At 64.6% G+C, this 18574-nt stretch carries 18 protein-coding genes; 1 reads left to right on the top strand and 17 read right to left on the bottom strand.

Annotation, left to right across the window (positions count from 1 at the left end; all coding sequences use genetic code 11):
- Positions 1 to 444: 444 nt before the first annotated feature.
- From ABEA02_RS04135 to ABEA02_RS04095, 9 genes are all read right to left on the bottom strand, one after another.
- A complete protein-coding gene (locus ABEA02_RS04135) occupies positions 445 to 1203 on the bottom strand; it encodes a rhamnogalacturonan acetylesterase (RefSeq protein WP_345531565.1) in 759 nt (252 codons plus the stop codon).
- Between the two features lie 353 nt (positions 1204 to 1556).
- Positions 1557 to 2555: a 2-hydroxyacid dehydrogenase gene (locus ABEA02_RS04130; RefSeq protein WP_345531563.1), complete on the bottom strand. Its 999-nt coding sequence runs from the start codon at positions 2553 to 2555 to the stop codon at positions 1557 to 1559.
- 66 nt (positions 2556 to 2621) lie between these two features.
- Positions 2622 to 3170: a response regulator gene (locus ABEA02_RS04125; protein ID WP_345531562.1), complete on the bottom strand. Its 549-nt coding sequence runs from the start codon at positions 3168 to 3170 to the stop codon at positions 2622 to 2624.
- Positions 3171 to 3339: 169 nt separating this feature from the next.
- The gene (gene yccS / locus ABEA02_RS04120) at positions 3340 to 5535 is read right to left on the bottom strand and encodes a YccS family putative transporter (protein ID WP_345531561.1); all 2196 of its coding nucleotides are present in this window, start codon (positions 5533 to 5535) and stop codon (positions 3340 to 3342) included.
- A 112-nt stretch (positions 5536 to 5647) separates the two neighbouring features.
- Positions 5648 to 7459, bottom strand: a complete 1812-nt coding sequence (locus ABEA02_RS04115) for a glutamine--tRNA ligase/YqeY domain fusion protein (RefSeq protein WP_345531560.1) — start codon at positions 7457 to 7459, stop codon at positions 5648 to 5650.
- A gap of 104 nt (positions 7460 to 7563) precedes the next feature.
- The gene (locus tag ABEA02_RS04110) at positions 7564 to 7974 is read right to left on the bottom strand and encodes a type II toxin-antitoxin system VapC family toxin (RefSeq protein ID WP_345531559.1); all 411 of its coding nucleotides are present in this window, start codon (positions 7972 to 7974) and stop codon (positions 7564 to 7566) included.
- Positions 7974 to 8228, bottom strand: coding sequence for a type II toxin-antitoxin system Phd/YefM family antitoxin (locus tag ABEA02_RS04105; RefSeq protein ID WP_345531558.1), 255 nt, complete (start codon positions 8226 to 8228; stop codon positions 7974 to 7976). Before ABEA02_RS04105 ends, ABEA02_RS04110 begins: the two co-directional genes overlap by 1 nt.
- Positions 8229 to 8290: 62 nt before the next feature.
- A complete protein-coding gene (locus tag ABEA02_RS04100; protein WP_345531557.1) occupies positions 8291 to 9031 on the bottom strand; it encodes a DUF3379 family protein in 741 nt (246 codons plus the stop codon).
- Complete coding sequence (locus ABEA02_RS04095; protein WP_345531556.1) at positions 9028 to 9540, bottom strand: sigma-70 family RNA polymerase sigma factor; 513 nt, start codon at positions 9538 to 9540, stop codon at positions 9028 to 9030. Before ABEA02_RS04095 ends, ABEA02_RS04100 begins: the two co-directional genes overlap by 4 nt.
- 229 nt (positions 9541 to 9769) lie before the next feature.
- On the opposite strand from ABEA02_RS04095, the gene crcB reads away from it, so the two are divergent.
- Positions 9770 to 10153, top strand: a complete 384-nt coding sequence (crcB, locus tag ABEA02_RS04090; protein ID WP_345531555.1) for a fluoride efflux transporter CrcB — start codon at positions 9770 to 9772, stop codon at positions 10151 to 10153.
- Positions 10154 to 10457: 304 nt separating this feature from the next.
- Here crcB and ABEA02_RS04085 read toward each other — a convergent pair whose 3' ends face one another.
- From ABEA02_RS04085 to ABEA02_RS04050, 8 genes are all read right to left on the bottom strand, one after another.
- Positions 10458 to 10820 (bottom strand): hypothetical protein, encoded by a 363-nt coding sequence (locus ABEA02_RS04085; RefSeq protein ID WP_345531554.1) that lies wholly within the window; start codon positions 10818 to 10820, stop codon positions 10458 to 10460.
- Positions 10789 to 11211 carry an OsmC family protein gene (locus ABEA02_RS04080; RefSeq protein WP_345531553.1) on the bottom strand — a complete coding sequence of 141 codons (423 nt, stop codon included), beginning with the start codon at positions 11209 to 11211 and terminating at the stop codon, positions 10789 to 10791. The genes ABEA02_RS04085 and ABEA02_RS04080 overlap by 32 nt, the downstream gene beginning before the upstream one ends.
- A gap of 47 nt (positions 11212 to 11258) precedes the next feature.
- On the bottom strand, positions 11259 to 12020 hold the full coding sequence (locus tag ABEA02_RS04075) for a DUF1045 domain-containing protein (RefSeq protein ID WP_345531552.1): 762 nt from the start codon (positions 12018 to 12020) through the stop codon (positions 11259 to 11261).
- Between the two features lie 64 nt (positions 12021 to 12084).
- Complete coding sequence (locus ABEA02_RS04070) at positions 12085 to 12591, bottom strand: hypothetical protein (RefSeq protein WP_345531551.1); 507 nt, start codon at positions 12589 to 12591, stop codon at positions 12085 to 12087.
- A 180-nt stretch (positions 12592 to 12771) separates the two neighbouring features.
- On the bottom strand, positions 12772 to 14646 hold the full coding sequence (gene mnmC / locus ABEA02_RS04065) for a bifunctional tRNA (5-methylaminomethyl-2-thiouridine)(34)-methyltransferase MnmC2/FAD-dependent 5-carboxymethylaminomethyl-2-thiouridine(34) oxidoreductase MnmC1 (protein ID WP_345531550.1): 1875 nt from the start codon (positions 14644 to 14646) through the stop codon (positions 12772 to 12774).
- A gap of 16 nt (positions 14647 to 14662) precedes the next feature.
- The gene (locus ABEA02_RS04060; RefSeq protein ID WP_345531549.1) at positions 14663 to 15544 is read right to left on the bottom strand and encodes a spermine/spermidine synthase domain-containing protein; all 882 of its coding nucleotides are present in this window, start codon (positions 15542 to 15544) and stop codon (positions 14663 to 14665) included.
- Positions 15544 to 17010, bottom strand: coding sequence for an ArnT family glycosyltransferase (locus ABEA02_RS04055; RefSeq protein ID WP_345531548.1), 1467 nt, complete (start codon positions 17008 to 17010; stop codon positions 15544 to 15546). Before ABEA02_RS04055 ends, ABEA02_RS04060 begins: the two co-directional genes overlap by 1 nt.
- Positions 17007 to 18566: an ArnT family glycosyltransferase gene (locus ABEA02_RS04050; protein ID WP_345531547.1), complete on the bottom strand. Its 1560-nt coding sequence runs from the start codon at positions 18564 to 18566 to the stop codon at positions 17007 to 17009. Before ABEA02_RS04050 ends, ABEA02_RS04055 begins: the two co-directional genes overlap by 4 nt.
- Between the last annotated feature and the right edge of the window lie 8 nt (positions 18567 to 18574).

The following is an 18574-nucleotide window of genomic DNA, read 5'->3' as shown; positions in this document are numbered from 1 at the left end:
TTGGGGTGCAATCCGGTTGGCCAGCCGAACGTGTGTTTGGAGCAGGATGCCTGCGTCTCGGAGTGGTCTCCCTTGGTAGGTGCGGTTTCAACCGCACAATCCAGCCTCGCAAGGCGGATCGTCACGCATGGGCTGCATCGCGGCGGGTGAAAGCAAGATTTCCAGGGTGCGCATTGTGCATCGCTCTTCGATAGGCGCTCACCAGTCGTGCGCTGTGTGCACAGCACAGCCTGGATCAGCTTGCGAGGTGGCGGTGTGCGATTGAGACCGCACCTGCGACGGGGGGATTTCGGGTTTGTACGGGCCCGTTCAGCGGGCTGTGATGTGTCCCGCAGTGGATGGCGCGGTTTGCGGGGCGGGGTTGTGCGGATGAATCCGCACCTACGGAGAGGCTAATGGTCAGGGCCGCTTTCAAGCGGCCAGGAGGCGCGCCATGGGAGGCGATCAGCGTGCAGCCGGCGTCTTGCGCACCAGCGGCGCCAGCTCGGGCACGGCGCGGCCCATGGCTTCCACCACCATGCGGCCCAGCACGTGTGAGCCTTCGAGGTTGAAGTGGGTCTTGTCGGGCACGATGCCGCCCTTGCCGTCCGACTTGGTCGGGCCAAGCTTGTGCGCTTCGGTTTCGCCGAGCTTCTCGAAGAAGTCCTGGCTGATGGTGTGCAGGTCGATCAGGGGCACCTTCATTTCGGCGGCGACCGCCTTCATGGCCTCGACGTGGGCGGGCAGGTCGTCGCGGATCTTGCCGTCGGGCTGGAAGTAGCGGCGCGCGATGGGCGTGACGAGGATGGGCTGGATGCCCGCGGCGCGCGCCTCTTCGACATAGCGGCGCAGGTTGGGCGTGTACTCGGTGACGAGATCGGTCTCGCGCACGCCGCGCGTGCCGGTCTGCACGTCGTTGTGGCCGAACTGGATCAGCATCCAGTCGGGTTTGAGCTGCACCGCGCGGTTCCACAGGCCTTCGTTGCGGAAGGTCTTGGTGCTGCTGCCACCCTTGGCGGTGTTGAGGCAGGTGACGCGTTCGACGAGGTTGGCGCAGAAACCGGTGCCGTAGCCCTGGCGTTCGGTTTGCGTGGAGTCGCCGACGAGGGCGATGCGCACGGGTTTCTGGTTTTCGGCGGTGGCGCTCGGGGCCGATGGGGCGGTCTGGCAGGCGCCGAGCAGGGCGGCGGCAACGAGGAGCAGGGCGGCGTGGGCGGGGCGCATGATGTCCGGAAGCAATGAAGTGTGGCCGGACTCTAGCGTGTGGCCCCGTAGTGGGCCTTGCAGCGATTGCGGAAGGGCATCGCTTTGGCAGTCACAATGCACCGTCAAAATCGTCATTCCCGCGGAGGCGGGAATCCGGCGTCGTTCGAAAAATCACTGGATTCCCGCCCCTGCCCTCTCCCCCAACCCCTCCCCCGCATGCGGGGGAGGGGAGCGTAATGCGGCGACGCCGCGCGTAAAGCTGGCGGGAATGACGGCATAGTGGCCGCGTGGGTTGGGTGCTTCATGCAACCTTCACCGCATTGACCAGGCGTGTAGGGTAGGGTGTGCACTGCGCACCAGGCTCGATTTCCTCAGCCGGGCTTCACTTCGTTAACCAGGGTTTCGCCAGCTTCAAACGCCCGCGCGTTCTCCAACGTAGTGCGGGCAATGGAATCCAGTGCTTCGCGGGTCAGGAAGCCCTGGTGCGAGGTGATCAGCACGTTGGGGAAGATCATCAGGCGGGCCAGCATGTCGTCCTGCAGCAGGCTGTTGGAGAGGTCGTGGAAGAACACGCCTTCTTCCATCTCATAGACGTCGAGGCCCACGCCGCCGACCTGGCCGCTTTTCAGTGCGTCGATCAGTGCCGGGGTGTCGATGAGGCCGCCGCGGCTGGTGTTGGCGATGATGACGCCGCGCCGCATCTGTGCGAAGGCGTCGGCGTTGAGGATGTGGTGGCTTTGCTCACTGAGCGGCAGGTGCAGCGAGACGATATCCGACTCGCGCAGCACGCGCTCCAGACTCGCGTATTCGAAACCCACGTCAGCCGCGATGGCCGGGTTTTCATAGGGGTCGTAGGCCAGTGTGCGGCAGCCGAAGCCCTTGGCGATGCGCAGCGCGCATTGGCCGATGCGGCCGGCACCCAGCGCGCCGTAGGTCTTGCCGTGCAGGGTGAAGCCTTCCAGCCCGTCGAGCGAGAAGTTCTGTTCGCGCACGCGGTTGTAGGCGCGGTGGGTCTTGCGGATGAGGGTGAGGATCAGTGCGAAGGTGTGCTCGGCGACGGCTTCGGGAGAGTAGGCCGGCACACGTGCGACCTTGATGCCTAGTGCCTGCGCTGCGGTGACATCGATGCCGTTGAAGCCGGCAGCGCGCAGCACGACCAGCTTGATGCCAAGCTCATGGAGGCGTTGCAGTACCTTGTCGGTGAGGCGGCAATTGACGAAGGGGCAGACCGCGTCGAAGCCCTGTGCCAGCTCGGCGGTGCGGTCGTGCAGCCGCTCTTCGAAGAATTCCAGCGTGTGGCCAAAGTCGGCATTGGCGCCGCTGAGAGCGTTTTCGTCGTAGTGGTGAGTGTCGAAGACAGCGATGCGCATGGCAGCCCTTGCAGTGGCAAAGGCTGAAGCTTAGCGCGGGCGGCGGGTCAGGTCAGGTTTGTCTGATCAGGATTGCATTTCGAGCCCGCGCCCGGCGCCCGGCAGACGGCGCGGTATGCGCTTCTGGTCGAGCAGGCGCTCGATGCGGGCGAAGACTTCCTGGCGCGAGAAGGGCTTCTTCATGAAGTCTTCTGCAGCGACCTGGCTGCTGAAGAAATGCTCGGTGGCTTTTTCGTGGCCGCTCATGACGATGACCGGGATGTCCATCAGCTGGGCGTCGCGGCGGATCTTGCGCAGGGCCGAGAAGCCGTGCATGCCGGGCAGCATGATGTCGAGGAAGATCAGGTTGGGCTTGTCGCCGCGCGCCATCTCCAGACCGGCTTCGGCATTGTCGGCCGTGTGGATGATGTAGCCGGCGGACTGCAGGATCTTGCCCAGCGCGCCCTGCACGGTGGCGGAGTCATCGATGATCAGCACTTGTGTGCCGGCACGCGCATTGACCCGCAAGCGTTCGCGACGATTCACCGGGACGATGATCTCGGTTTGCGGCACAACGTATTCGTTTCTCTCGGCGTTGGCCGGCTTCTTCTTTTTGAACAGATCCAGTATTCGCACGCTCGCACCTGATTCGGAACTTTTGTGGTCTTGGGCATTGCTGCCTGTTTCGCCTTGCTTGTGCAGGTCTGTCGGGCAATGTAGCGCGCGCCGTGTCGGACGAGGTATGACCTCCTTCACCGGTGGGAAGAATGTTTGCCAGAAAGTGTGACGAAATTGCGGATTCGCGCTACTTCTGGCTGCGGCGCTCTGCCAGGCGCTGCGAAACGTCGCGCAGCGTGACCAGGGCCGAGGCCATGAGTCGCAGTTGACGCAGCAGGCGGCGTTCTGTGGGCGACGCTTCGCGATCAGGTTCTGCGGTGGTGAGTGAGGCGGGGAGTGGTGCTGAGGGTTCAGGCGGGCGCTCGCCTTGCAGTTCGTGGGCGAGCTGTGCCAGGGCTTTGTCGAGTGCGTCGGCCAGAGGTTGCAGTTCGCGCAGCAGGGCGAAGTTGTCGATGCGTTCGCGGTGGGCGCCGAGTGCGGAGGCGTAGGCCAGCAGGCTGTGGCTGGCGTTGAGGAATTCCCAGGCGAGCTCGGGGGCGACGTGGTGGCGGTCCGGCTCATCAAGCATGCCGGCAATGGTGCGCGAGAGCTCGGCGTCGGCGTTGTGGGCTTCGCGGCGGGCAATGCGGTAGGGCAGGTCGTCGCGCTTGCCCGAGGCGTATTGACCAAGAATCTCGGCAAGGTAGAGGCGCGATTTTTCGATCGTGTCGGCCATCACGCCATGCAGGCGTTGGCCTTGCCAGTCCGGCAGGATGACGGCGACTGCGCCGCCGGCGATCACGGCGCCAATCAGTGTGTCGAACAGACGCGGCCACAGCAGCACGTAGCTGTCGCCAAGCTGACTGAAGCAGGCGAACACCAGCACCGTGATGCAACTGGTGGCGAGCAGGTAACGGTCGTGCCGCAGTGCGAAGAAGGCGACGCCAGCCGCAACGGCCAGCGCAGATTGCGCGTAGGGGTGGGGGAAGAGATCGATGAAGGCCCAGGCCGCGACAAGGCCCAGCACGGTGCCGCCAACGCGCTGGCCCATGCGTCGCCACGTGCTGCTGTAGCTGGGCTGGCAGACGAAGACCGTAGTCAGCAGCACCCAGTAGCCTTGCGGGATGTCGAAAACATGCAGCAAGGCGTAACCGATGGTGAGCGCGCAGGCAAGGCGGATGCCGTGTCGGAAGCGCGCCGAGCGTGGCGAGAAGTCGGCACGCAGGCGTTCGAGCTTTTCTGCGAGGCTGCGCGGCGCGTTGTCGCGCAGGTTGGTGTCGGCATCGAGCGGCAGGGCGTCAGGCGTGCCGGCGAGCGCGAGCTGGGTCTCGATGCGGGTGACGTTGCGGCACAGGTCCTCGAGCGCGTCGCGCAGCGCTTGCCAGGTGGGGTTGTCGCTGGCAACAACATGATCGCGGGAGGCAAGCAGGGCATCCAGTGCGTGTCTTGCTTCGCCGACGCGCGCAAAGGGGTCGTTGCGCAGGATGGCCTCGGCCAGTGCACGGCAGCCGCGCGCCTGACTCTGCATGAGGTGCTGACAGCGGTACAGGATGTCGCTGCGCGCGAAGGCTTCGGCGAGTTGCTCGTAGGGCTGGTGCGATGAGCTGGCGCGCTCGTGGATGTCCTGCGCGAGGAAGTACCACTTGAGAAAGCGCTCGTTGCGCGCCCTGGGGCGGCCTTCCTGCACCCAGCGGATCAGCACTTCGCGCGTGCGGTTGAACTGGCCGACGAGGGCACTGTTCTGCGCCGCGAGCTCGCGACGCTGGGCCTCGATGTCGCGCCCGCCAACGGGTTCGAACAGGCGTGCTTTGAGCGCGAGGTAGCGGCCGAGTGACAGGTAGAGACTGGCGAGGCTGCGGCGCACGGCTCGCGTTGACACCATGGCGGCAGCCATCACCGACACAAGCCCGAACCAGGCAGCGCCAGTGAGCAGCAGCAAGGGTTCGAACCAGATGCTTTGCAGCGTGCTGTGCGAGACGTGGCGCGCGTAGGCCACGAGCATGCAATACACGGCGAGAATCAGCGAGGCGACGGCGATGGCCGCGTAGCGCTCGCCCATTGCACCGAGCATGACGAAGCCGAAAGTCGACAGGGCGAGCCCTGTTGCAAACAGCAGAGGCCAGGGGAAGAGCAGGCGCACCGAGAATGCGGCGACCGCGAAGCAGACAAGGGTGACCGCCAGTGCGCGCAGGCGGCCCGGCACGCGGTCTTCGGTTTCAGCCAAAGCACAGGCGATGACGCCCAGTACCAGACCGATCAGCCAGTCGTCACGATTGAGCAGAAGGCAGGGCAACACCACGCCGGCGAAGGCGATGGCAACCTTGAGACTGTCCAGTGTCTTGTCGTGCGCCCACAGGCGGCGCAGCCAGCCGATGGGGGCATGGCGTGGTGTTTGTGGCGTCATGCGCGCCGATGGACGTCATTCCCGCGAAGGCGGGAATCCAGCGTCGTTAGCAAAGCCACTGGATTCCAGCCTTCGCGGGAATGACGGAGTGTGGTGGTACCACGAACCAGGGTCACTTGGCCCAGCTGTCCTTCAAAGTACAACTGCGGTTGAAGACAGCTTTGCCCGCGACGTGATCCTTGCGGTCGGCGACGAAGTAGCCGTGGCGCTCGAACTGGAAGCTGGTCCCGGCCTCCGTGGTGGCAAGACCGGGTTCGACGAAGGCGGTGACGACTTTCTTCGAGTCCGGATTGATGGCTTCGAGGAAGTCGCGGCCACCGGCGTCAGGGTGTTCTTCCTTGAACAAGCGGTCATAGAGGCGCACTTCGGCAGAGAGGCCTTCGCTGACGCTGACCCAGGTGATGACGCCCTTGACCTTGACGCTGTCGGCGCCGGGCGTTCCGCTCTTGGTGTCGGGCACGATCTCGGCCAGCACGGCGGTGATGTTGCCGGCGGCGTCTTTTTCGCAGCCCTTGCACTCGATGACGTAGCCGTACTTGAGGCGCGCTTTGTTACCGGCAAGTTCTAGGCCCGCCGCGTCGGTGCGCGGCGGAGTGAGACGGTGATAGCCCTTGGGCGGCTCTTCCATGAAGTCTTCGCGCTCGATCCACACCTCGGGCGTGAGGTTGAAGCTGCGGCGGCCCATGTCTTCATGGTGCGGGTGCACCGGTGCCGAGCAGGGCTCGACGTGGCCGGCGCCGAACACGGCGTCCCAGTTGGTGAGCTTGAGCTTGACGGGGTCCAGCACGGCCATGGCGCGCGGGGCTTTTTCGTCGAGGTCTTCGCGCAGGGCGATTTCAAGGCTGCTGTAGTCGATGAGGCTGTGCGATTTGGTGGTGCCGGTGCGCTCGCAGAACAGGCGCATGGCTTCGGGCGTGTAGCCGCGGCGACGCAGGCCGACGATGGTGGGCATGCGCGGGTCGTCCCAGCCGTCGACATGTTTGTCGTCCACCAGTTGCTTGAGCTTGCGCTTGCTGGTGATGACGTAGGTGACGTTGAGGCGCGCGAACTCGTACTGGTGCGGCAGGGGCGCGGCGAGCAGGCCGCCTTCGACGAGGCGTGCGAGCAGCCAGTCATACCACGGACGCTGATCTTCGAATTCCAGCGTACAGATGGAGTGGGTGATCTGTTCCAGCGCGTCCTCAATGGGGTGTGCGTAGGCATACATCGGATAGACGCACCACTTGTTGCCGGTGCGGTGATGCTCGGCGTGGCGGATTCGATAGATCGCCGGGTCGCGCAGGTTGATGTTGGGCGACGCCATGTCGACCTTGGCGCGCAACACCATGCTGCCGTCCGCGTGCTTGCCGTCGCGCATTTCCTCGAACAGGGCCAGTGATTCGGCGGCCGGGCGGTTGCGCCAGGGCGAATCCTTGCCGGGCTCGGTCAGCGTGCCGCGGTTGGCGCGCATCTCATCAGCGCTCTGTGCATCGACGTAGGCGTGGCCAGCCGTGATGAGGTACTGGGCCGCGCGGTACATGAACTCGAAGTAATCGCTGGCGTGATAGAGATGTTCGGTGCCGTTGGCGTTCCAGCCGAAGCCCAGCCACTGCACGGCGTCGAGGATGGAGTCGACGAACTCCTGGTCTTCCTTCTCCGGATTGGTGTCGTCGAAGCGCATGTGGCAGACGCCACCGTAGTCGCGCGCCAGGCCGAAGTTCAGGCAGATCGACTTGGCGTGGCCGATGTGGAGATAGCCATTGGGTTCCGGCGGAAAGCGCGTGCGGATCTTCGCCGTGTCGAGCGGGCCCGCGGCATGGTGGGCAGCGTCGCCGGGCGTGCCGGCAAAGCGGCGCTGCGCGAACTTGTTCGCCGCGAGGTCGGCGTCGATGATGTTGCGGAGGAAGTTGGCTGCCGGTATCGGCTTGTTGCTGTTGTCGGTCACGTGCCCGGTCCTGGGTGAAGCGCCGCCCGCAGGCGGCTGGAAGGCCGACATTTTAGCCCGCCCTGCTGCGGCGCGGCGCAACACGGCAGGTTTGCCGCAGTCGCTCAGCTTTCAAAGGGATTGAGCAGTGGCACCCCGAAGCGCGCGAAGTCGCGCACGTTGCGCGTCACTACCGTGAGTCGATGCTGTAGGGCTGTGGCGGCGATCATGGCGTCTTCGTACACGGTGTCGGATTGACGGTGACGGTGCATGAGCCGCGCCCATTGCCGGAAGGTGTCGGCGTCCATGGGCAGCACATTCCAGGCGCAGGCGAGCTGATTGGCCCAGGCATCCAGCTCGGCGGCTTTGTGCGGATCCTGCTCGCGGGTGATTTCGATGCCGGCCTGGATTTCGCCCAGCGTGACTGCAGAGAGGGTCAGGTCGGCTTCTGCCTGTGCATTGAGCCAGGTGACAACTGCGCCATGCGGGCGTGGCTTGCGCAGCTCTGAGACGATGTTGGTGTCGAGCAGGTACATCACAGGGCCGACGGCGTGCGTCGTTGCGCCTTGCCACGGGCAGGTACGGGGATCTCGGCGCGTGCGCTGCCGGCAAGCAGCAGGGCTTTGATGGACGGACGTGCAGCGGCGTTGAGGCGTTGCCATTCGGCCAGCGGCACCAGCACGGCGGTCTCCACGCCACGCCGCGTGAGCACTTGCGGCCCTTCCTGCAGGCAGGCATCGAGCAGCTCGCTGAGGCGGGCCTTGGCATCCTGTACGGGCCAGGTTTGCATGTGCGGCTCCAGATGACTAGTTAGATGACTAGTCTAGTTTGCGGTGCCCGTCGTGGCAAGTCTCAGCTCTTCCAGCGCACCTGTCGTTGCATGGCGGCGCCGGCAGCGTCCAGTGCCTTGCGGTCATCGGCAATCAGCGCGTAATAGCCCTGGCCGGCGCGCTGGATCAGCACCTGCATGCCATTCACCGTGACGGTCTGGCTATCGACTTCAGCTTTGGCGCCGGGCACCAATAGCAGCGTGACGCCGCCTGACGGTGTCTGCATGCGGATGTGCCAACCCATGCCGAAGCCATCGATAGGGCAGAAGTGGATGTAGTCGACGCGGCCGATGGGCGCCTGCAGGTCGCCGCCGAAGTTCGACAGGATCAGGCCGAACTGGCTGGCGGCCAGCGAGGGGTGCTGGCGCATTTCGGCGGCTTCGTCGCCGGCATGTGCGGCGGCTGACAGCGCGAGGTGAGATGCGTTGTGGGAGCCTGATTCGGAACGCAAGTGGCTGACGCCCAATGCGACGGTCAGCACCACGCTGGCGGCCAGCGCCAGCATGCGCCAGGGCCTCTGTTGCTCGCGGCGAGCGCGCAGGATGATGCGGTCGTTAAGGCCCTCGGGCACAGGGACGGCAAGAGCTTCGGCGATCTGCGATTCGAGCTGGTCGGTGCGCGCCGCAAAGCGCTGGCAGGCTTCGCATTCGCGCAGGTGGGCTGTAGCGGCTGGTGATACGTGACGCGGATCAGCCAGCTTTTCGCGGCGAAAGTCGAGGCAGCCGAAAGCGCTGCCAGAGACGAGATGGAGCTGGGTATTCATGACGACTTCCTTGCCGATGCGCTGGATTCACCGCTGAGTGACTGGCGCAGAGCCTGACGGGCGCGCGTCAGGCGGACCATGATGGCGCCTTCGCTGGTGTCGAGTTCGGCAGCGATCTCGGCGCATGAAAAGCCGCCCAGCACCTGCAGCAGAAAGGGTTCTCGCAGCGAGAGCGGCAGACTGCCGATGAGGTTTTCGAGCTCCAGCAATTCAATGGGGGCGTGGTCGGCGGCGATTTCCAGGTCTTCAGGGGCTTCGTCGACGTAGTCGAACTGCTTGCGCTCGTAGAGCCGCGCATGTTCGTTGCGCAGGATGCGCATCAGCCAGGGCTTGGGATTGTCCGGCTCGCGCAGGCTGTCCCAGCTGTGCCAGGCGCGGGTGAAGGCTTCCTGGACGATATCTTCGGCCACATGGCGGTCGCGGCACAGCCACCAGGCGAAGCGATACATCTCGGCGCTGTAGGCGCGCACGACCTGGTCGAAGTGCTTCTGACGGAGGCGGGCTAGCATGTCGAGGGGCGGATTGTGGGGCTCATGCAGCGATAGACCGGGCGGACGGGGCAAAGCTTACATGCCATCATTGCGACTTGAGTCAACAAGCAGTTCTGATCCGCCCTGCGAACAGTAACTTGCGGGTTCCGTAGGTGCGGCTTCAGCCGGACATGTGCGGCTGAAGCCGCACCTACATCCGCACCTGCATCACACGACACGGGGCCGCATCAATCGGGGAGAGAAGTCAGTGACACTTGCAATCCATCTGGGCGTGATTGGCGCCGGAGCTGCCTTGGGTGCCTGGGCGCGCTGGGGGCTCGGCCTCTTCCTCAACCCTCTGCTCGCCGCCATGCCGCTCGGTACGCTGGCGGCGAACCTGATCGGCGGATTCCTGATGGGGCTGGCGCTCGCCTGGATCAACGCCCTGCCCGAGCTGTCACCGGCGATACGCCTGCTCGTCACGACCGGCTTCCTCGGCGGACTCACGACCTTTTCCAGCTTCTCCGGCGAGGTGTTCCAGATGCTCCAGCGCGGGGCGCTCGGTTGGGCGCTCGCGGCAATCGCCCTGCACGTGTGCGGTTCGCTGGCGATGACGGGGCTGGGGTGGTGGAGTTTTCAGGCGATCCGGTAGATCGTTGAGTAGGTTGGCGCTGAGCAAAGCGGAGCCCAACGTGGAGCGGTGAGTGCGTTGGGGTGGTGGAGTTTTCAGGTGTTCAGGTAGGGCGTCAATAAGCGAAGCGCATTGCGCCGTCAGGTATGCGCCTCAACGAGAGCGACGCAATCCCCAGCGGATATTGCGTCCTCGGGCAGGAACAGCGTGCCCACGCGGTTTGCGGGAACACGACGCGTGCGCCTTCCGAGCTTACGTTACCGGGCTGGATGCTTGGTGACACACGCGGCGCAATGCCCAATGTTTATTGCGCCCCATGTTCGTATCAGGCTGCCGCAACAAACACCCAAAAGCCGGCGAATACCGAGACTCCCAGCATCAGCGTTGTCGTGTAGGCAAGCCCCAGAGCGACATATCTCATTGTTGAGCCCCTTGATGTCTCGGCGACACCCAGCCATAGCGGCACAACTGCGGCCCCCTCAAAACCGAACAGCCAGACAAGTGCTTTGAAAGTACAGTTCAGACCCCACGTTCCGCAGGACGATTGGCTGCCAAACCCAGTCAATGCAAGTGCTGCGGTTAAAAACCCCATTCCCGCCAAGGCTGAACCAATGCTCAGCCAGAAAACGCTGGTACGCATGAGCAGATTGGTTAAGTCAGTCAGCTCTATCCACAATACTGAAGTCATGCGTAATCTCCGCCGTCTTGCCCAGCATGATCGACGCCGAGCAGTACTTGTCGGCTGACAGCTTGATAGCGCGCTCGACGACCTCGTGCTTGAGGTTCTTCCCACGCACCGTGTAGTGGTAGTGGATCTTCGTAAACACCTTGGGGTCGGTCTCGGCGCGTTCGGCCTTGAGTTCGACTTCGCAGCCGTCGATGGCGTGGCGGCCGCGCTTGAGGATGAGCACGACGTCGTAAGCGGTGCAGCCGCCGGCGCCGGCGAGGATCATTTCCATGGGGCGCGGAGCGTGGTTCTGGCCACCGAGGTCGCCTGCGCCTTCCATGAGGATGGCATGGCCGCTGCCGGTTTCGGCGATGAACTTGGCCTCACCGGCCCATTTGATCTTGCATTCCATGACTGTGCTTCCCGTGTGCAGAGAGGCGCAGTTTAGCAGTCGGGCGCTCAGCCACCACCGAGGCGGAAGCGTGCGCGGCAGCGCATGGGTTCGTTGTCGCGTTCTTCGAACACACAGAGGTTGTCTATAGACAGCGGTGCTCTGCAGGCGGGTTCGAGGTAATGCTCGAGAAAGCGCAGGATGGCTGCCGACTCCGCCGCACTGGCGCGGGCACACAGGGTGATGTGGAAGCGGAAAAGGTCGTCGACCTGGGCTGTGCCCCAGGCTTCGAGCAGCTCGCGCTGGCGGCGTGTGAATCCCACGGCGCGACGCTGGATTTCGCGTTCGCTCATGGGCTGGCGGAAGTTGTCCAGGGCGCGCACGCAGTCCCAGGCCAGGGCGGAGAGTGCTGCCGACGGGGCGGCAGGGCGCAGCGCGATGAGGCCTTCGCGCTCGTGCAGGGTCAGTGGAACCTTGACGGGGGCCTGCCGGCTGGCGAAGTCTTCAAGCGCAGCGATGAGGTTCTGCGCCGATTCGTCGCTCTTGAGGCGGAACGGCGACTTGATGGTCGCGTGCAAGCCGTAGTGGCGTGGCGCCTCGGTGAGCGTTTCGAGCTGGCTGGGCGGAATGCCCGGCACTTCAGGTTGGGGCAGGGGTATGCCGATCATCGCGTCGCGGCCGACCCAGTGGCTGCCGAGATCGTCGAGCGGCGAGCCGGGTTCGGGCGCATAGAAGATCGCGTAACGGGCATTGCTGCTGGCGCCGGCCGTGTCGCTTTGGCGTTCGGCCATCTGCTTCTGCAGATCAATGGAGGAATTCGTTTCGAACATGGCTGGCGGGCTGCGTGCTGCGCGCCTTGGCTGCGTGGCTGGGGAAGCGACGGATTTTAGCCGTTCAGCGCGGATTCCGACCGTTCATGCCCGCAAGGGGACGAAATTCTTTCAGGAATACGGGCGGGTAAGTCAGAAGAAAAGAATCATTGCGGAGGGCGCGCGCTCCTGAAAACCTCGGGCCTGAGTCGATCAACACCGTCATTCCCGCGAAGGCGGGAATCCAGTGCCTTTTCGTACGACGCTGGATTCCCGCCTTCGCGGGAATGACGGCTTGAGGAGGTCGTCGCCAAAAAAAGACCCCGTGCCAGGCACGGGGTTCTGAATGGAGAGAGTACATGCCGTCTGCACGCTGTGCGGCGGCAACCGCTACCCGAGAAGCACGGAAGAAAAGTTGCGTCGTTAGCGGCGTCTGGAAACTAGCACGCGCGTTCTGGCTGGCGAGTCGTTTGTAGAGTTTCCAGATATGCGGCGGACGGCTGTTGATTTCAGTGACTTTGCGGGCCTCTGTCACTTCATTGTCATGAATGACGATTGATTCAGTGCAGCTCGGAGCGATGGCGCCGGACAAGAAAAAAGCCCCGCTTGCGGCGGGGCTCAAGGAGAGAGTCGATGCATGATCCGGCTGCAAGGCAGATCCAGGACCACCATGGTTCGCAATGAAACGAAACCATGGAACGAAGCCTATCAGCTGCCTGAATCAACAGAAATGACAAAACCGATAAGTTGCGTAAAACATCACGTAATCGCGTCAAGACTGCGACGAGCGGTATCGCAAGGGGGACAGAGCGTCGGTCAGTGGACGTTCCAGCGGCAGCGGTTCGCCACTCATGAGGCTGGCGAGCAGCTCGGCGCACAGGGCGCCCCAGACCAGTCCGCGTGCGCCGAAGCCTGACAGCAGCCACAGCCGGGTGTGATCGGGCAGGGCGCCGACAACGGGCAGGCGGTCGGGCGTGACAGGGCGATGGCCCACCCGGCCTCGCACGGGGATGGCGTCTGCCGTCGTGAAGGCATCGGGCAACATGCGCGCGAGTTTGTCGAGGTTTTCGGCGTGTTCGCTTTCGCGCAGTGCGCTGTCCGGATCATTGACCACGAAGGTGGCGCCCGTGGGCTGCCAGCCGTCGATGGCAGGGGTCACGTACCCGCTGCCGCAGACCACGGTGTTCAGTGGCGCGCAGTGTGCGGCGTCGAGGTGGCTGACCTGACCGCGCGCACTGAAGAGCGGCAGCCACTCGCCATTGCCTAGATTCCGCAGCAAGCGACTGGCGTCGTGCGCGTTGGCAAAGACCAGTTGCGGCGCGCGCGCGATGACCTGGCCGTCTGTGCCCAGCGCTTCCCATTGGCCCGCCACCTTGCGTACGGCGTCGACGTGCTGGTCGAAGCGGGCGCTGAACAATGGATGGCGTGAGGCGATTGCGAGGTGGGCGGCGCAGAGGCTGGGAGGATTGATCCAGCCCGCTTGGGGGAACCACCAGCCACCTTGCGCTGTGGTTTGCCCGGCGTGTGCGGTGGCTGCAGCGACATCGCACCACTGCAGGTATTCGCCGGGGGCGTCGAGCGTTGCAACGGTGTCCGCCTGCTTGCGCGCCTGGGCCGCATCGCGCGCCAGGTGCAGCACGCCGCATTGCGCCCAGCGCACTGGCTCGCCGACTTCGGCAAGCCGGGCGAGATCGTGCAGGCCGAACAGGAAGCCAGCGCGAGTGATGCGGGCCATGAGGTTGTCATCACGGCTGGGCAGGGGGCGGAACGCGCCCGCGAGATTGCCCGACGCGCCCTGCGCTGGCGCACTACGGGATTCAAGCAACTGGAGGCGCCAACCGCGTGCGGCGAGCCGCTCGCAGAGCGCCGTGCCGGCGAGACCGGCGCCGATGACGATGGCGTCGCGTGGCTCGCTGCTGCGGGCGGTTCGCGTTGTCTCGAAACGCCCTGTCAGCATTTCGCGCTTGCCCGTGAAGCCTTGTGTCTTCTCGACGGCAAAGCCCGCATCGGTGAGTGCCTTGCGTACTGCCGACGATACGGACCAGGTGGCCAGTGTGGTCACGCTATCGGCGAGTCGCGCCAGCGCATTGAAAACTTCCGGCGACCACATCGCAGGATTCTTCGCGGGCGCAAAGCCGTCGAGGTAGATCGCGTCCGCCGTGGCGACACACTGCGCAAGCCAATCGCTGGCTTCGCCGAACATAAGGGTCAGGCATACGCTGCGGCCGTTGGCTTCGCTGAACTCCAGCCGATGAAAGCCGGGTAGCAACATGGGCCAATGGCGGATGAGTCGTGCCGACAGGTCGGCGGGCGCGCCAGCCTTGGCATGTGCCGCTGCCATGTCGTGCGCGTTGAAGGGATGCTTTTCGACCGATACGAAATGCAGGCGTGTGCAGGCGGCGGGATCGTCGCGCCAGGCTTCCCAGGTGGCGAGAAAATTGTGGCCAAGGCCGAAGCCGGTCTCGACGACGACGAATTGCTGGCGCCCTTGCCAGCGTGCCGGCAGGCCGTTGCCACGCAGAAAGACGTGACGGGCCTGATCCAGCGCGCCGCTGGCGGAGTGGTACACGTCGCCGAACTGCGAGGACACCGGCACGCCTTGCGGGTCGAGTTCGAGTGTGGCGGGAATGATGGGGACGAAGCTCATGCGGGCTCAGCGAAGATCATCGTGACTTGCGCTTCTGGCGACGGGCTGATTTTTCCATGTCCCGCAGCAGCGTGGCGAGATCCAGATCATGGCGTTCGTCGAGCGCTTTGGCCGGGCGCAGCAGGCTGCCCCAAGCGGGGGGATGTGCCGGGTTGTTGAAGGCGTAGGCGATGCGGTTGCCTTCGCTGCTGACGTCGATGACGACGACGCGATCATTGAACACGCGCTGCATCAGCGCGATGTGGGTCTCGGTCAGCGGGCCGTAGCCGGAGATGTTGGCGACGAGCACGCCGTCGGGTTTGAGGGCCGCGCGCAGGTCGACATAGAAGGGCTCGGTGCACAGCTGTGGCGCGAGACCGTCCTCGTCGTAGGCGTCGAGCAGGATCACGTCGGCACGCGTGTCACCGGCGTGCTGCGTGAACCACCCGGCCGCTTCGGCTTCGATGACCTGCAGGCGCTCGTCGTCGGGCGGCAGGGCGAACCAGTCGCGGCAGGCAATCACGTCCGCAGAGTATTCGAGTGCCGTGATGCGGCTGCGTGCGAGATGGCGATGGCACCATTTGGCCAGCGAGCCGCCGCCCAGACCCACGATGACAAGATGACGCGGATTGGGGTGGAACAGCAGGAAGCCCGTCATGGCCCGCGTGTAGGCGAGGGCCAGGGCTGTGGGGTCGGCGATGCGCATCTCGCTCTGCACGAGCTTGAGGCTGAACTGCAGGCGGCGCACCTCACCGTCGTCGAGCACGAAGGGGCGCGGGTAGATGTTGTCCTGCAGCTGGTGGATCAGGCGCTGGCGATCCGCTGTGGCAGGTTCGCGCAGACGCAGCACGCCGGATTCCTGCACCAGTACGGCAGGAATGCTGATCCAGCCATCGCGCTGGATTTCCTGCGGTTTCATTACTGATACCCGCGGAAACCCTTGAGCAGCACGACGCTCATCTCACGGCGGAAACTGGCGCCCTGCACGGTGAGGTAGGCGAGTTTCTCCTGCGAGGCGAAGCGCTCGGCCACCGGCGCGGGGTCGGACTGGGTAATGAAGATCACAGTGCGGCTCATCTCGTCCGCGCTGAATGGCGTGGTGAGCTGGTAATGGTCCTGCGCGCGCGGCTGCGGCTTCCAGGCGAGGAAGTCGGTGCGCATGTCGCGCAGTTCGTAGCGCATGTGGGCAATCAGCGTGCGGTTCTCGGCGACCACGATGGCATCGGGATGCGCTGCGAGAATGGGGCGCAGCTGCTGGGCAAGCTGTGGCCAGCCGCGTGCGCGCTTGAGCGGGTCGAGCTTGGCGGTGAGCGGTTTGTCCATCCAGCGGAAGATGTCCTGGTAGTGATAGAGCATGACCATCGCGAACGCGTTGATCGCGACGGCCGCCATCCACCAGCGCGCCTTGAAGCGCGACAGCCAGTGCACCGCCAGCACGCAAGCCGTGATGAAGGCAGGCGCGGCCCAGTTGCCGTTGGCCTCGGAGCGGAAGGCTTGCAGCAGCACGATGCCCAGCAGGGGCAGGCTGAAGGCGTGCAGAAGTTGATACCTGTCGTCACGTGGATGACGGATCAGCACCACGATGGTGGCGATGAAGGCGATGGCAAGCAGCGGCCCGAGAGAGCCGATCTGCCCGGCGATGAATTCGAGCGCATTGCCGCTCTTGTCGTTGTGGCCGTCGACGTGGGTGATGTCGGCAGTGTGATGCAGGGTCGGGAAGTCATGCGCCCAGTTCCACAGGATGTTGGGCAGGATCAGCAGGCAGGCCAGACCGACCGCCGTCCACAGGCGCGGATTGCCGAGCTGGCGGCGACGCTCGGGGTCCACCAGCAAGTAGAGCAGGGCGCAGGCGCCGAACGACAGCATGGTGTACTTCGACAGGGTGCCGAGGCCCACTGCCACACCCATCAGCAGCCAGTCGCGCCAGCGATCCAGCGCTATTGCCCGCGAAAAAGCCAGCACGCCCAGCGCCCAGCAGAACAGCAAGGGCGCATCGGTCGACACGAACAGGCTGAAGATGGCAGTGAAAGGCAGCAGCGAGAACGTCAGCGCGCAGCGCAGGCCGATGCGTTCGTCAAAGAGCTGGCGACCGAGCAGGAACACCAGCCAGCTCGTGCCGGCATACAGCAGCAGGGCAGGCAGCTTGACGGCGAGCAGGCCGTCGCCGAACACGGCCGTGCTCAGTGCGATCAACCAGCCGATCACGGGTGGCTTGGAGAAGTAGCCCCAGTCGAGATCCTGCGCCCAGGTCCAGTACTGTGCTTCGTCGACGTAGAGTGAGACGCCCAGACCGCCCGCGACCCACATGCGGTAGCAGGTGAGTGCGACCAGCCAGGCAAACAGCAGGCGTGCGCGGCCCGTGCCTTTGCTGCCGGCGGCCATCATTCCTTGACCCTCAGGAGGATCACGCCACCTTCGCGGAACAGCTCTTCGATCTTGCGATCCTTGGGGAGGCGGTCGACGCGGGTCAGTGCGATCTGGCCAGCTTCGGCCTGCACCGTGGGCGTGACGCCTTCGCGATAGACGCTGAAGCTGGGCGCGTGGAAGTTCCACAGCACCATGGGCTCGCCAGCGTATTGGCGTGCGGCGATGCCGGCGCGCTTGACCGGGCCTTGCAACAGTTCGGAAGTCAGCGGGCCGACGGCGGCGACAACAGCCAGGGCGCAGACGCTTGCCGCGATGGCGCTGCGCTTCCAGGCTTCGGAATGCAGGGTGAACAGGGACTGCAGCGAGATGGCGAAGCACAGCAGAACGATGACGTGATACCCCAGCAGTTTCAGCTCGCTGACGCGACCGAGCTGCAGCTGGTAGTAGGCGTCCTTGACCCAGCCGCGTTGCAGGGCGTCTTCGAGCAGGGAGGGCAGGCCGACGAAGATGCACAGCAGCAGGATGGCAGGCAGCACGGCCAGACGCACGCTGCGTGTTGCGGTGCCGAGCTTGTCGATGTTGAGGGCGATGAGTGCGAACAGGGGCGTGCAGCCATACAACGCGTAGTGCGGCAGCTTGGTGCCGGACAGCGAAAAGAAGGCGATGACGAACAGCGACCAGATCCACAGGAAGCGACGCAGCGGATCGCTGAAGTCACTGCGGATGTCGCGCACGCTGCGCAACAGCCAGGTCAGCCAGGGCAGCAGCAGCGCCGGCACGATGGCGACGTAGTAGAAGATGCTGCCGGAGTGGCCTTCCATCGAACCCGAGAAGCGTTCGACATTGTGCTTCAGGATGAAGCCATCGATGAAAGCCTGACCATGGATGGCCAGCGCAGCCGCATACCAGGGCACGGTGATGGCGAGCAGGATCAGCCAGCCGCGCCAGTCGAAGACGCTGCGCAACCAGTCGCTGAAACGCCTGGCGGTGAGGCAGTAGATCAGTGTCGTCGCGCCCGGCACCAGCAGGGCGATGGGGCCCTTGGTGAGCACCCCGAGGCCGATCCAGACGTAGCTGCGCAGCAGCGGTGCACGCTGGCCCGATTCGAGATGGCGCCAGCTGTCGAACAGCGCGAGTGCGATGAGCACGTTGAGCAGCGAGTCGGCGGTCGCCGCGCGGCCAATGATCAGCACGCCCAGCGAGGTGGTCACGATGGTGGCGGCGAAGATGGCGCCGTTGCGGCCTACACGCGGCCACACGAACATCGCCGTCGCCCAGGCCCACAGCGCTGCCGAGATGACCGAGGGCAGGCGGAACGCCCATTCGTTCACGCCGATCAGCGCGACGAAGATCGCCTGGAACCAGTAAACAAGGATGGGCTTGTCGAAGCGCGGCGCGCCATTGAGCCAGGTCGACAGGAAGTCGTGGCGCTCGAACATCTCGCGCGTGGCTTCCGAGAAGGCGCCTTCGTCAACGTCGAACAGCGGCATGCCGCCCAGGTTGAGCAGGAATGCCGCCAGCGGCAGCAGGAACAGCAGCCACTTGAGCTGGCGGTCGGAAAAACGGAGTGTCATGGTGTGGG

Source organism: Viridibacterium curvum (assembly GCF_039544165.1).
GTDB classification, from domain to species: Bacteria; Pseudomonadota; Gammaproteobacteria; order Burkholderiales; family Rhodocyclaceae; genus Viridibacterium; species Viridibacterium curvum.
The sequence above is the reverse complement of the archived record's forward strand: the minus strand, read 5'-3'. Positions and strand labels throughout refer to the sequence as shown.